Source organism: Micromonospora sp. DSM 43699, from assembly GCF_055517075.1.
Map to the genome: position 1 here is coordinate 1 of NZ_JBTMMT010000011.1, position 12,455 is coordinate 12,455.

The 12,455-nt window shown below is 72.6% G+C and carries 13 protein-coding genes and 1 pseudogene; 3 read left to right on the forward strand and 11 right to left on the reverse strand.

The window, feature by feature from the left end; genetic code table 11:
- Positions 1-327 precede the first annotated feature (327 nt).
- The 6 genes and pseudogenes from AC0AIB_RS08170 to AC0AIB_RS08195 form a co-directional block, all read right to left on the reverse strand.
- A pseudogene (locus tag AC0AIB_RS08170) lies at positions 328-829 on the reverse strand (snapalysin family zinc-dependent metalloprotease); the annotation flags it as partial.
- 121 nt (positions 830-950) lie between these two features.
- Complete coding sequence (locus tag AC0AIB_RS08175; RefSeq protein WP_328348610.1) at positions 951-1,208, reverse strand: UBP-type zinc finger domain-containing protein; 258 nt, start codon at positions 1,206-1,208, stop codon at positions 951-953.
- Positions 1,208-2,785, reverse strand: coding sequence for a Na+/H+ antiporter (locus tag AC0AIB_RS08180; protein WP_328348611.1), 1,578 nt, complete (start codon positions 2,783-2,785; stop codon positions 1,208-1,210). The genes AC0AIB_RS08175 and AC0AIB_RS08180 overlap by 1 nt, the downstream gene beginning before the upstream one ends.
- Positions 2,786-2,822: 37 nt before the next feature.
- Positions 2,823-3,788, reverse strand: a complete 966-nt coding sequence (locus tag AC0AIB_RS08185) for a TIGR03885 family FMN-dependent LLM class oxidoreductase (RefSeq protein ID WP_328348612.1) — start codon at positions 3,786-3,788, stop codon at positions 2,823-2,825.
- Positions 3,789-3,874: 86 nt separating this feature from the next.
- Positions 3,875-5,287: an NADP-dependent succinic semialdehyde dehydrogenase gene (locus AC0AIB_RS08190; RefSeq protein WP_328348613.1), complete on the reverse strand. Its 1,413-nt coding sequence runs from the start codon at positions 5,285-5,287 to the stop codon at positions 3,875-3,877.
- A 12-nt stretch (positions 5,288-5,299) separates the two neighbouring features.
- Positions 5,300-5,563, reverse strand: a complete 264-nt coding sequence (locus AC0AIB_RS08195; RefSeq protein WP_328348614.1) for a DUF6343 family protein — start codon at positions 5,561-5,563, stop codon at positions 5,300-5,302.
- Between the two features lie 246 nt (positions 5,564-5,809).
- Here AC0AIB_RS08195 and AC0AIB_RS08200 point away from each other — a divergent pair, with 246 nt between their 5' ends.
- A complete protein-coding gene (locus tag AC0AIB_RS08200; protein WP_328348615.1) occupies positions 5,810-6,664 on the forward strand; it encodes a GDSL-type esterase/lipase family protein in 855 nt (284 codons plus the stop codon).
- A 109-nt stretch (positions 6,665-6,773) separates the two neighbouring features.
- On the opposite strand, the gene AC0AIB_RS08205 is transcribed toward AC0AIB_RS08200, so the two are convergent.
- The 3 genes from AC0AIB_RS08205 to AC0AIB_RS08215 form a co-directional block, all read right to left on the reverse strand.
- Positions 6,774-7,487 (reverse strand): EcsC family protein, encoded by a 714-nt coding sequence (locus AC0AIB_RS08205; RefSeq protein ID WP_442930828.1) that lies wholly within the window; start codon positions 7,485-7,487, stop codon positions 6,774-6,776.
- 199 nt (positions 7,488-7,686) lie between these two features.
- Positions 7,687-7,836: a hypothetical protein gene (locus tag AC0AIB_RS08210; protein WP_328348617.1), complete on the reverse strand. Its 150-nt coding sequence runs from the start codon at positions 7,834-7,836 to the stop codon at positions 7,687-7,689.
- Between the two features lie 152 nt (positions 7,837-7,988).
- Positions 7,989-8,888: a peptidase M23 gene (locus AC0AIB_RS08215; protein ID WP_328348618.1), complete on the reverse strand. Its 900-nt coding sequence runs from the start codon at positions 8,886-8,888 to the stop codon at positions 7,989-7,991.
- Positions 8,889-9,305: 417 nt separating this feature from the next.
- Here AC0AIB_RS08215 and AC0AIB_RS08220 point away from each other — a divergent pair, with 417 nt between their 5' ends.
- Entirely contained in the window at positions 9,306-10,226 is a 921-nt protein-coding gene (locus tag AC0AIB_RS08220; RefSeq protein WP_328348619.1) for a proteasome assembly chaperone family protein, read from the forward strand.
- A gap of 293 nt (positions 10,227-10,519) precedes the next feature.
- Complete coding sequence (locus AC0AIB_RS08225) at positions 10,520-11,317, forward strand: exodeoxyribonuclease III (protein ID WP_328348620.1); 798 nt, start codon at positions 10,520-10,522, stop codon at positions 11,315-11,317.
- Positions 11,318-11,497: 180 nt separating this feature from the next.
- On the opposite strand, the gene AC0AIB_RS08230 is transcribed toward AC0AIB_RS08225, so the two are convergent.
- Together AC0AIB_RS08230 and AC0AIB_RS08235 are read right to left on the reverse strand one after the other, a co-directional pair.
- Positions 11,498-11,695 carry a DUF397 domain-containing protein gene (locus AC0AIB_RS08230; RefSeq protein WP_328348621.1) on the reverse strand — a complete coding sequence of 66 codons (198 nt, stop codon included), beginning with the start codon at positions 11,693-11,695 and terminating at the stop codon, positions 11,498-11,500.
- A complete protein-coding gene (locus tag AC0AIB_RS08235; RefSeq protein ID WP_465096346.1) occupies positions 11,686-12,453 on the reverse strand; it encodes a DUF5753 domain-containing protein in 768 nt (255 codons plus the stop codon). Before AC0AIB_RS08235 ends, AC0AIB_RS08230 begins: the two co-directional genes overlap by 10 nt.
- Between the last annotated feature and the right edge of the window lie 2 nt (positions 12,454-12,455).

The following is a 12,455-nucleotide window of genomic DNA, read 5'->3' on the forward strand; positions in this document are numbered from 1 at the left end:
GGCGGGGGCAGGGCGAGCGGGAGCCGGACCATGGCTACAGCGCAGGCAAAGGCCGGCCGCCGCGAGTGGATCGGTCGGCGAGCCGGGCGAGCGGGAGCCGGGGCCGAAGGCCGAGGTTCGGGCGGGCATTCAGATCGGCGGCGGCATGTCGAGCCGAGCGCCCCGCCTCAGGCACCGGAGCCGAGCGCCCGCCTCAGTACGGGAGGCGGGCGCCCGATCCGGGTGGCGCTCAGGCGGCGGGGCTGCCGCTGACCGCGACGGGAACGGCGGCGGGCCCGACGACGGTCCCGCCGGTCCAGACGTAGCTGGTTCCGACGGGCGGGGCGGCGAGGGAGCCGGCGAAGAGGGCGTTGACCCGGGACGCCTCGGCGGCGCTGGGCTGGGCGTTGCGGCACGAGACCGGGGCGCTGCTGCCGGACATCAGGTCGGTGCACAGGCCGGTCCGGTTGTCCGGCAGGCCGAGGATGTGGCCGATCTCGTGGGTGGCGATCCGGGTCCGGTCGTATCCCTGGTCGACGGCCTGGGTGCCCATCCAGACCCGGCCGTTGCCCAGGCTGGTGGTCTGCGCCCGGGGCCAGCCGGTGTCGACGTAGATGGTGATGTTGCCCGGCGTGCGCGCGACCAGCCTGACGTTGGTCACCGAGCTGTTCCAGATCGTCGCGGCCTGGTCGAAGTTGGTGCGGAACTCCCCGGCCCGGCTCGCGTCGTAGTAGACGGTCCGCGCGGCGGCGGACGCGCCGGTGCCGGCCGCGGTGACCGCGCCGGTCGCCGCGAGCACCAGGGCCAGCAGGGTCCCGGCGGTACGCGAGAACTCTCGTCGTCGGAGCATCCGACCTCCCATCGATAGATGTTCACCGATGTTAGACCGTCGGCCGGTCCAGGGTCGAATAGCGGATCCGTCATACCGCCGCGACCGTCCGGTCAGCCGCCCCGCTCAGCCGCTCCCCGCCTCAGCCGATCTCCTCGTCGACGTAGCACCAGCGCCAGGACTCCCCCGGCTCGATCGAGCGCATCACCGGGTGCCCGCTCGACTCGAAGTGCTTCGTCGCGTGCTGGTACGGCGACGAGTCGCAACATCCCACCTGCCCACACTCCAGGCAGGACCGCAGGTGAACCCAGTCGTCGTTGCCGACGGCGACGCACTCCGGGCAGACGTCGGTGACGGTCGGCTCGGCGGTCCCCGCCCCGGTCAGGTGCGCACAGCTCATCAGTCGGTCTCCCGTCGCAACAACGATTCCTCCAGGTCCAGGTCACGGTAGGCCCGCACCAGCACCTCCTCGGGAATCCGTCCCTCGTCCCGGGCGGCCCGGAAGACCTCCCGCTCGGCGTCGATCATCTCCTGCCGCAACCGACCGTACGCCTGGGACGGGGTCTCCCGGTCGGTGCCGCCGAGCCGTTCCCAGGCCAGATTGGTGCGGCTCTGCACCAGCCCGCGCAGCCGCTCCACCACGGCTGCGGGAGCGCCCTCGGCCAGTTCGTCCAGCCGCTCCCGGGCCGCCCGCCCCGCCTGCTGCTGCACCGTCGCGGCGGAGAGCGCGTCCTGCACCGGGTCGTCCGGGGGCAGTTTCAGCCGGCGGGCCAGCCAGGGCAGGGTCGCCCCCTGTCCGAGCAGGGTCGCCATGATCACCGCGAAGGCCAACCAGATGAACAGCGCCCGCTGGTAGGGCTGCTCTCCGGCCAGCGTCAACGGCAGACCGAGCGCGGCGGCCAAGGTCACCACCCCGCGCATCCCCGCCCACCCGATGACGATCGGGAACTGCACCGGTGGGGCCGGGTCACGCTGCCGCACCCGGGGCACCAGCCGGGCCAGATAGGTGGCCGGGAAGACCCAGACGAACCGGGTCAGAAAGACCGCCGCCAGCACCGCCGCGGTGATCCCCACCAGCCGCTCGGTCGGCTCGTCGAGATCCCGCAGCACCTCGGGCAGTTGCAGGCCGACCAGCAGGAAGACCAACCCCTCCAACAGGAACTGGACCAGTCGCCAGAACGCGCCGGTCTGCAACCGGGAGGCGGCCGACAACAGCAGCGGCATCTTGTGGCCGATCCCCAGCCCGGTGACCACCACCGCCACCACCCCCGAGGCGTGGATCTCCTCGGCGGCGAAGACCACCGCGAACGGCACGATCAGCGACAGCGCATTGTCCAGCAACGGGTCGGTGGTCCGCTTGTGCAGGAACCCGAAGACCACCACGCCCAGCAGTCCGACCAGCACCCCGCCACCGGTGGCGACCACCACCTCCTGCGCGACGTACCCGAAGCTGACCGAGCCGGCGCTGGCGGTGGCCGCGACGATCGCCACCCGCAGCAGCACCAGCGCGGTGGCGTCGTTGACCAGGCTCTCCCCCTCCAGGATGGTCACCACCCGCCGGGGCAACCCCACCCGCCGGGCCACCGCGGTGGCGGCGATCGCGTCGGGCGGCGCCACCACCGCGCCCAGCGCCACGCAGATCGCGTACGGCAGATCGGGCAGGAACAGGTGCACCACCGTCCCCACCACGAAGGCCGTGAAGATCACCAGCCCCACCGCGAGCAGCAGGATCGGCCGCAGGTTGAGCCGGAACGCCGGTACCGAGGTGCCCAGGGCCGCCACGTACAGCAGCGGCGGCAGGATGCCCACCAGCACCAGGTCGGGATCGAGCCGGACGTGCGGGAAGCCCGGCACGAAGGAGAGCCCCAGGCCCAGCACCACCAGCAGGATCGGGGCGAGCAGACCCAGCTTGCGGGCCAGCGCGGCGCCGAAGGTCGCGATCGCCAGGAAGACCACGACCTCGAACAGAGCTTCCATGGGGTAGCAGCCTAGGCGTACGACCAGGCCGCCGTGATCACCCGGCGGCGCGCAGCTTCGGCAGCACCTCCGCGCCGAACGTGTCGATGAAGGCGCGCTGCTCCTGCCCGACGTGGTGCAGGGCGATCTGGTCGACGCCCAGCGACAGGTACTCCTCCAGCCAGCCGACGTGCCGGCCCAGGTCGGCCGAGACGTTCACCACCTCGGTGACCTTCTCCATCGGCACCTGCTCGCTGACCGCGTCGAAGTGCTCGGCGGTGTCGAGGTCCCAGCAGACCGGCGGGGCGAAGACGTTGCTGCGCCACTGCTCGTACGCGATCGACTCCGCCTCGGCCTGCTCCGGCGCCCAGCTCACGTGCACCTGGAGGTGCACCGGCCCGCGCCCGCCGGCGTCCCGGTAGGCGTCGATCATCTCGCGCAGGTGTGCGGTCGGCGCGTTGACGGTGATCAGGCCGTCCGCCCACTCGGCGCACCAGCGGGCGGTGGCCACGCTGACCGCCGCCCCGATCAGCGCCGGCGGTTCCTCCGGCCGGGTCCACAGCTTCGCCCGGTCCACCCGGACCAGCCCGTCGTGGCTGACCTCCTCGCCGGCCAGCAGTGCCCGGATCACCTCGACGCACTCCCGCAGCCGGGCGGTACGCACGTCCTTACGCGGCCAGCCGTCCCCGGTGATGTGCTCGTTGCTCGCCTCGCCGGTGCCCAGCGCCGCCCAGAACCGGCCCGGGTACATCGCGCCGAGAGTGCCGATGGCCTGCGCGATGATCGCCGGGTGGTAGCGCTGGCCGGGCGCGTTGACCACGCCGAACGGCAGCCCGGTGGCCTGGAGCGCGGCCCCCAGCCAGGACCAGGCGAACCCGGACTGCCCCTGCCGGGTGCTCCACGGCGAGAAGTGGTCCGACGACATCGCGGCGTCGAAGCCCGCGCGTTCGGCGTGCACCACCGCCTCCAGCAGGCGACTCGGATGGATCTGCTCGTGGGAGGCGTGGAAGCCGAACACCGTCATGGCGTCCTTCCGTACCCATGACGGTGTCCGGTTAAAGCTCGCCCACGCCGGTTACCCGGCGTGGGCGGGCGGGCGTCGGCGCGGTGTCACTCGGCGTGCGCCCCGGCGCCGGCGGTGGCCGCGCCCTCCCCCACCCAGACGGTCTTGGTGTTGCAGAACTCCCGCATCCCCAGCGCCGACAGCTCCCGGCCGTAGCCGGAGTTCTTCACCCCACCGAAGGGCAGCTCCGGGTACGAGGTGGTCATGCCGTTGACGAAGACGTTGCCGGCGTCCAGGTCGGTGGCGAACCGCTCCTGCTCGGCCGGGTCGGTGGTCCAGGCGTTCGCGCCCAACCCGAAGGGAGTGCCGTTGGCCACCTCGATCGCCTCGTCGTACGACGACACCCGGTAGAGACCGGCGACCGGCCCGAAGACCTCCTCGGCCCACATCCGCATCTGCGGGTTCAGGTCGGTCACCACGGTAGGCGGGTAGAACCAGCCGTCGCCTGTCGGCTTCTCGCCGCCACAGAGCACCGTCGCGCCGTGCGCCACCGCGTCCTGCACCTGGGCGTGGATCTCGTCCCGCCCGCTCTCGCTGGCCAGCGGGCCGACGTCGGTGTCGGCGTCCATCGGGTCGCCGACCCGCAGCGCGGCCATGTTCGCGGCGAACTTCCCGGCGAAGGCGTCGAAGACGTCGGTGTGCACGATGAACCGCTTGGCGGCGATGCAGGACTGGCCGTTGTTCTGGCAACGGGCGGTGGTGGCCACCTCGGCGGCCCGGTCCAGGTCGGCCGAGGGCATCACCACGAACGGGTCGCTGCCGCCCAACTCCAGCACCGTCTTCTTCAGCTCCCGGCCGGCGATCTGGGCGATCGAGCGGCCCGCGCCCTCACTGCCGGTCAGCGTGGCTGCCCGCACCCGGGGGTCGCTGAGCACCCGGTCGACGGCGTCCGAGCCGACCAGCAGGGTGGTGAACGCGCCCTCGGGGAACCCGGCGCGGCGGAACACGTCCTCCAGGTAGAGCGCGGTCTGCGGCACGTTGGAGGCGTGCTTGAGCAGACCGGTGTTGCCGGCCATCAGGGCCGGCGCGGCGAACCGCAGCACCTGCCAGAGCGGGAAGTTCCACGGCATCACCGCGAGCACCGGCCCGATCGGTTGGTAGCGCACGAAAGCCCGCTTGGCCTTCACCGCGGCGGCGTCGGCGGGCTCGTCGGCGAGCATCCGCTCGGCGTGGGCGGCGTAGAACCGGCAGGCGGTCGCACACTTGGTGACCTCGGCCTTCGCCGCGGCGTACGTCTTGCCCATCTCGGTGGTCATCAGCCGGGCGGTCTCGTCGCGCTCGGCGTCGAGCAGGTCCGCGGCGGCGTTCATCCACTGCGCCCGCTGGGCGATCGTGGTCCGGTGCAGATCCCGGAACGCCAGGTCGGCCCGTTCGATGGCGGCGTCGATCTGCTCGGTCGACATCGGCTCGTACGACTTGAGCAGTTGACCGGTGGCCGGGTTGGTGGTGGCGATGGGCATCTCGTACTCCTGTCACTCGAAGAGTGAGTGCCGCGCGCCCGGCTGCTCACGGCGGCGGGCAGCGCGGCGGCGCTGGATGACGACCAGGTCGACCACCGCCACGACGGCGAACAGCACGCAGACCGCCCCCAGCCAGACCAGCCCGGCCCAGAACGCTCCGACCGCGAAGACGGTCATGGTGACCAGGCCGAACAGGGCCAGCGCCAGCCGGAGGTTCAACGCACTGTACGCGTGGCCGACCGTGCCACGGGCACGCCGGGGCTGCGATCTCGTCATCGTCTCGGGCTACCCCCGCACGGACGCCACTAACCGGCCCCGACGCCCGAATCGCCCGCAGCGGTGCCGCTGGCCGCCCGACACCGACCCGGAGGCCGCCCGCACCCCGCCGACGCCACTCCTACCAGATTCATGTTTCCAGATGTGGATTCTGCCCGGAAGCCGACACGAGCGGACCATCCCACCCCACCCGGCCCGTAAAGTGACCGCGCTGTCGCTCTGCGCCATCGGACCGGGGGAAGACGCATGCCTCGACGCTGGGTCGCCGCCGTGGCCTGCCTGTTGGCGCTGGTCGCGCTCGGCTGCGAGGAGGGCGGTGGGGCATCCCCCCGGCCCACCAGGAGCGGGTCGACACCGACCGGGCTGCCCACCACGATGGCCGCCCTCGGCGACTCGATCACCACCGGCTTCGGCTCCTGCCTGGTGCTCACCTCGTGCCAACGCAACTCCTGGTCCACAGGCGACGGCATCCGGGTGGAGAGCCACTACCGACGGCTGCTCGACGCCGACGCGCCGATCCGCAACCGGGCCCGCAACCATGCCGTACCGGGCGCCCGCGCCGAGGCCCTCGCCGGACAGGCCGGTGCTGCCGTCCGCGACAAGGCCGACTACGTCACGGTGCTGATCGGCGCCAACGACGCCTGCCGCAAAGACATCGACGCGATGACCGCTACAGCCACCTTCCGCAGCCAGGTCGACCGGGCGTTACGGGTGTTGCGGGAGGGCCGCCCCAAGGCCCGGGTACTGGTCGCCAGCATCCCCGACCTGAACCGGCTCTGGGAGATCGGGCACACCGAGTCCCGCGCGGTGCGGATCTGGAAGACCGGCATCTGCCCGGCGCTGCTGGCGAACCCCACCTCGGACGCCAAGGCCGACCGGGCCCGCCGGGCCCGCTTCGCCGAGCGGATCGACGCGTACAACGACCAGCTCAAGGCGGCCTGCCGGGCGTACGGGTCGCGGTGCCGCTACGACGGCGGCGCGGTGCACCGGGTGCGGTTCAGCCTGGACGAGGTCAACGCGCTGGACTGGTTCCACCCCAACGTGGCCGGGCAGAACCGGCTCGCCGACGCGACCTTCCCGGCCGCCGGTTGGCGACTCTGAGGCCGCCGGCCAGCGCCTCCGCACCTGCCCTCGGCGCCTCTGCGGCCACCGGTCGACGACGCCGTGCCGCGCCCGACGGCTGGCCGGGCGCGGCGTGGTGGTCAGCTGATCAGGAGCGGCGCGGTTGGGGCACCCCGCCCCGGTGTTCCCGGTAGAGCACCTGGGCGCGCTCGGCGAGATCCTTGGTGGCCGACGAGTTGGCCCAGGTGCCGAGGATGATCGCGGCTCCCGGAATCACCTTGGCGAAGACCCGCTTCGCCGCCCGCACCCCGGCCATCCGGGCCAGCCGGACGCCCAGTTGCAGCATCACCCGACCGAGCGGGTTCTGGGCCGCATGGCCGAACAACGCACCGGCCCGTTCCCGACCGGCGGCGACGCCCAGCGCCAACCGGGCCGTCTCGGCAGCCTTGTGCACCTTCTGCAGGACGAGCAGATCGGTGGCCCGGTCCGGGTGCACCGGGTCCGCCCCGTACGCGGCGGCGACGTGCAGCACCAGCCGGGCCTGGGTCCAGGCCAGCACACCGACGTCGATGACCGCACCCGGCAGCCCCGCCGCGCCGGAGACCGCACCGGAGAGCCGGGCCCGGTTGACGAAGCGTCGGATCGCCTGCTCGGCCAGTTGGTCGGCGGTGGCGTCGGGTCGTTCCGCCCGCGCCTTGGCGATCCACTGCGCCGCCTCCGGGCCGAGTCGGCGGACCGCTTCCAGGGCGAGGTGCTCCGGGGCGTACTGCGGATCGTCGCGCATCCGGTCCCAGAGCCGGGCCGGTGGCGCCTCGGGAGCGTCGCTCGGATCACCGGCCGGTGCCCCCGGCACCGGCGGCACCGTCCCCGCAGCTGTCGGGGCGGAAGCTGGTGTCGGGGCAGGAGCCGTCGGGACCGTGGCTGTCGACGCCGGGACGGCCGGTGTCCCGGGGACGGCCGGAGTGGCCGCCGGGACCGGCGGCGTGGGGACGGTCGGTTCGTCGTCGACGGGCACGGCGTCGGTCACAGATGCTCCCGGGGTGGATATCGGTTCGGCGGGGTCAGCGGCGGCGACCCGACAGCTTTCCGGCCGCCTGCTTGAGCCGCGCCTGGTTCTCCGGCTTGGCCAGCTCGCGCCGCCCCCGGTCGACCAACTGCTGCCCCTTGGGTGAGCGCAGGAAGGAACTGATCCGCTGCATCAATGCTGACATGTCGTCCTCCGATCGGATGTCCTGCGTCATGTGTACCCGCTCGGAGCAACAAACAATCGTCCACTGTGGTCATTCTCGGACGGTCCGGGGAGCCCGGCGACCCGGCCCACCCGAGCGGGGCTCGGTGGACCGGGTCGGGTGGGCGGGACCGCTCAGACCAGGACGGCGGCGACCACCTCGGTCGCCCGCCACTCGTGCTGGGCGTAGAGATCCGGGTAGGCGGAGATCTGTACGGCCTGCGCGGCGACGGTGAGCGGCAGGTCCTCCCACCCGGGGATCTCCAGCAGCACGGTGAGGAACGCCCGGGTGGCGAACGCCGGGTCCATCAACTGGCCGACCTCGCCCCAACCACTGCTCGGGCGCTGCTGGAACAACCCGACCGAGTCGTGGTCCCAACCGATCGCCTGGTGCGGGTAGTCCTGCGACTCGGGCAGCACACCACTGGCGTAGTTGTAGAGGTTGCTCTCCTGCATCGCGGTGGCCACCGCGATGACCAGGGCCCGGCGGGGCACGCCCATCGCCCGCCCGGCCTTGACGATCTTGATGGCGTTGTCCATCTGAGCCCGGTCGAGGCCGGCTACCGGGACGATCCGCTTCGGCCTCGGCTTCGGTGTGGGCCTGGGCCTGGGTCTGGTGGTCCTGGTCGCTGCCGGCGTCGGGGTGGCGGTGCTCGGGGTGGCGGTGCTCGGGGTGGCGGCAGGGGTGCTGGGCACGATGGTGACCGGCGTACGGACCTCACCGCGGGAGGCCGCCTGCTGAGCACGCTCGGCGAGCGCGGCCTCGGTGCCGACCCGGTCGCCGGCCCGATCGGCCGGTAGGGCCTGTACGCCGGCGACGGCGGTGGCACCCAGGCAGCAGAGCACGCCGGCAGCGATGGCCACCCGGGTGCCGGCCGGGCGCCGGTACAGGGGGTTAACGAGCCCGCCGAGGCGGGTACGGAGGAAACGGGGTTCACGGAGAACGCCGACCTGAACGGACGAGGGGGTGTCGTCCGAACGGCCAGTCATGCCACTGGGGGCGCCCTGGTCGTCGATGGTGTCGTCGTCACGCATCCGCCGAGGCTAGGCATGCCCTGCTCCGGTAACCCACCGTCACAGAGTGGGCCTCGCCACAATCGCCGACCTCCCGGCAGGACGCGCACCCTGGACGGGTCGCCCGGCCACCAGACCTCCCGCAACGGGCATTACGGTCAGCGACCGCGCACGGCGTCGTGAGGTGTGGTCGACAGGCCAGACCACACCGGCCACCTACATGATCCACCATGTCCGCCTTTTGGCCGACAGGACGGAACCGTCCGGCCCAGCCGACCCGGCACACCTGGCGAATTGGCGGCTTCCTCCGGGTTTGGTAGCCGGATCGGTCACGACGCGCCCAGTGATGGAATGGATGGCGGTGACGGGTACGTTCCCCGAACCGGGTGCCGTCCGTGCGAGCCACCCGTACGCGCGTTTCCTCAGGAGGTCCGACCGGTGCTCGACCCACACGAGCTGTACCAGCTCACCGACGATCTGCCCGACCTCGGTCAGCCGGTGTTGATCCAGGCGCTCACCGGCTTCGTCGACGCCGGCAACGCCAGTCGGCTGGCCCGCGAGCAGCTGCTCACCTCGCTGGACGCCCGCACGATCGCCACCTTCGACGTCGACCAGCTCTTCGACTACCGGTCCCGCCGGCCGGTGATGACCTTCGTCGAGGACCACTGGGAGGAGTACGACGCCCCCGAGCTGGCCCTGCACCTGCTCAACGACGACGACGAGACGCCGTTCCTCCTGCTCACCGGCCCGGAACCGGACCTGCAGTGGGAACGTTTCGTGGCGGCGGTCGGGGTGGTGGCCGCCCGGCTCGACGTCCGGCTCACGGTCGGGCTCAACTCGATTCCGATGGCCGTTCCGCACACCCGTCCCACCGGGGTCACCGCGCACGCCACCCGGCGGGAGCTGATCGCCGGCTACGAGCCGTGGTTGCAGCGGGTGCAGGTGCCCGGCAGCGTCGGGCACCTGCTGGAATACCGCCTCGGCAAGCTCGGCCGGGACGCCCTCGGATTCGCCGCGCACGTGCCGCACTACGTCGCACAGACCGAGTACCCGGCCGCCGCCGAGGTGCTGCTCTCCTCGGTGTCGCGCAGCACCGGGCTGCTGCTACCCAACGACAGCCTCCGCTCCGCCGCCGAGGTGGTCCGGGTGGAGATCGACAGGCAGGTCGCCCAGACCGACGAGGCCGCCGCGCTGGTCAAGGCCCTGGAGGAGCAGTACGACGCGTTCGCCCGGGGTCGGGGCGAGAAGAACCTGCTCGCCGCCGAGTCCGGCCCGCTGCCCACCGCCGACGAGCTGGGGGCCGAGCTGGAGCGTTACCTCGCCGAGCAGACCCGCCCCGGCGACACCCCCGGCACCTGACCCACCCGTACGCCGGCGGCGACGACCTCGGTCGGGACCGCCGTCGCGCGGAGCACCGCCGGTCGGGTGGCTCCGGCCGGCGCTCCCGCCCGGCAGCGCCCCCACGCCCGCCGGGCAGACGCGCGGAGGTCCCGACCCGGCGGAAGCGCACGACGGGGCCGGCAGCACGAGTCAGCGGCACGGCGGAACCGGCGGCATGACGGAACCGGCAGCACGACGGGGCCTGGCAGCACGAGTCGGCGGCACGGCGGGCCGTCCCGGCGCGGCGGGCGGTGATGCGGCAGGCTTGGCACATGCGCCTGGCGACCTGGAACGTGAACTCGGTGAAGGCCCGGCTACCCCGGCTGCTTGACTGGCTGGCCGGCACCGCGCCGGACGTGGTCTGCCTCCAGGAGACCAAGTGTCCCGACGGGGCCTTCCCCGTCGCCGAGGTCGGTGAGCTGGGCTACGAGGTGGCCAGCCACAGCGACGGCCGGTGGAACGGCGTGGCGATCCTGTCCCGCGCCGGCCTGACCGACGTCACCGTCGGCTTCCCCGGCGAACCGGGCTTTCCGCGGCCCGAGGCGCGGGCCATCGCCGCCATCTGCGCCGGGGTCCGGGTCTGGTCGGTGTACGTCCCGAACGGCCGGGCGGTCGACGACCCGCACTACGCGTACAAGCTGGCCTGGTTGGCCGCGCTGCGGGACGCGTTGGTGCCCGAGGTGGCCGCCGGTGGGCCGGTCGCCGTCTGCGGGGACTTCAACGTCGCCCCGACCGACGCCGACGTCTGGGACCCGGCGCTCTTCGCCACCTCGACGCACGTCACCCCGGCCGAGCGGGCCGCCCTGGCCGCCCTGCGCGACCTCGGGCTCAGCGACGTGGTGCCCACCCCGATGAAGGGGCCGCACCCGTACACCTACTGGGACTACCGGGCCGGCATGTTCCACCAGAACAAGGGCATGCGGATCGACCTGGTGTACGCCTCCGCGCCGCTGGCCTCCACGGTCCGCGCCGCTTACGTCGACCGGGAGGCCCGCAAGGGCAAGGGCCCCTCCGACCACGCCCCGATCGTGGTCGACACCGACCTCCCGCCGGCCGTCGACGTGCCCTGACCCGCCCCGGGACAGCGCCGCCGAGCAGACCGGGTGTGCCCTGCCTATCGGGGCACGGGACACCCTGGCTGTGTCTCAAGGGTTGGCCGTCTGGGCTGATTATTGAGGACGGGACGCCTGGGCCGGTCTATTGAGGGCGGGACGCCCTCGCTGCCTACCCGTGCGGCACGCCGTGGCTGCCTATTGAGGGCGGGACGCCCTGGTGAAGGCGACGAAGCCGCGCCACGCGGCCGGCGCGAAGGTCAGCATCCCGCCGTCGCGGTCCTTCGTGTCGCGGACGAGGACGACGCCGGGCAGGTTGTCCGCCACCTCGACGCAGTTGCCGCCGTTGTTGCCGCTCCTGGTGCTCTTGCGCCACCGCGCACCGGTCACGTCCATGCTGCCGCCACCTTCCGAATGAGATCCAGGGACTGGGCCCGAGGCAGGGCCTCTCCCACTATGCGCGCCCAGCGCTGCTCCAAGGTAGCGATATCCTGACGCTGGTCGATGATCTGCGCCCGCACCTGACCGTCCACATGCGCCACCCGCGTCCCGTCGTCGAGGTCGGCCACGATGAACGGCCCACCGAGGCCGGCGTACATCCCGGTGTCCGCCGGGACCAGGTGCACCTGCACGGTCGGCAGCTCGGCGCACTCGGCCAGGTGGGCGCACTGCTCGCGCATCAGCTCGGGCCGCCCCCGCACCGGCCGGCGGAGCACCGCCTCGTCGATGACGGCGACCAGCAACGGCGGGCGGGCCCGGTGCAGGACCGACTGCCGGCCGATCCGCGCCTTGGTGAGCTGGTCGACCTCCTCCTCGGTGAGCGCCTCACCCGCCAGGGTCGCCCGTGCGTAGGCTTCGGTCTGGAGCAGCCCGGGAATCCAGGCCAGCTCGAACCCGCGCAAGGCGATCGCCTCACGCTCGATGTCGGCCCACCGGCGGAACCACACCGGCTCACGCCGCCGCAGCGCCTCCGGCCACAACTCCAGGATGTCCCTGCCCAGCGCCATGGCGACCTGCGCGCGGTGACGGGTCTGGGGAATCCGTCCGTGGCTCGCCCACCGTGCGGCGGTCTTGGGGTCGACCCCGACCCGGGAGGCGAGACTCTCGGCGGTCTCGCCGCTCTGGGTCATCGCCTCGATCACTGCCCGATTCATCC

Bases quoted from the DNA above. Each gene is read 5' to 3' on its own strand.
- AC0AIB_RS08175 (WP_328348610.1), bottom strand. From the start codon at position 1,208: ATGAGCTGTGCGCACCTGACCGGGGCGGGGACCGCCGAGCCGACCGTC.
- AC0AIB_RS08180 (WP_328348611.1), bottom strand. From the start codon at position 2,785: ATGGAAGCTCTGTTCGAGGTCGTGGTCTTCCTGGCGATCGCGACCTTC.
- AC0AIB_RS08185 (WP_328348612.1), bottom strand. From the start codon at position 3,788: ATGACGGTGTTCGGCTTCCACGCCTCCCACGAGCAGATCCATCCGAGT.
- AC0AIB_RS08190 (WP_328348613.1), bottom strand. From the start codon at position 5,287: ATGCCCATCGCCACCACCAACCCGGCCACCGGTCAACTGCTCAAGTCG.
- AC0AIB_RS08195 (WP_328348614.1), bottom strand. From the start codon at position 5,563: ATGACGAGATCGCAGCCCCGGCGTGCCCGTGGCACGGTCGGCCACGCG.
- AC0AIB_RS08200 (WP_328348615.1), top strand. From the start codon at position 5,810: ATGCCTCGACGCTGGGTCGCCGCCGTGGCCTGCCTGTTGGCGCTGGTC.
- AC0AIB_RS08210 (WP_328348617.1), bottom strand. From the start codon at position 7,836: ATGTCAGCATTGATGCAGCGGATCAGTTCCTTCCTGCGCTCACCCAAG.
- AC0AIB_RS08215 (WP_328348618.1), bottom strand. From the start codon at position 8,888: ATGCGTGACGACGACACCATCGACGACCAGGGCGCCCCCAGTGGCATG.
- AC0AIB_RS08225 (WP_328348620.1), top strand. From the start codon at position 10,520: ATGCGCCTGGCGACCTGGAACGTGAACTCGGTGAAGGCCCGGCTACCC.
- AC0AIB_RS08230 (WP_328348621.1), bottom strand. From the start codon at position 11,695: ATGGACGTGACCGGTGCGCGGTGGCGCAAGAGCACCAGGAGCGGCAAC.
- AC0AIB_RS08235 (WP_465096346.1), bottom strand. From the start codon at position 12,453: ATGAATCGGGCAGTGATCGAGGCGATGACCCAGAGCGGCGAGACCGCC.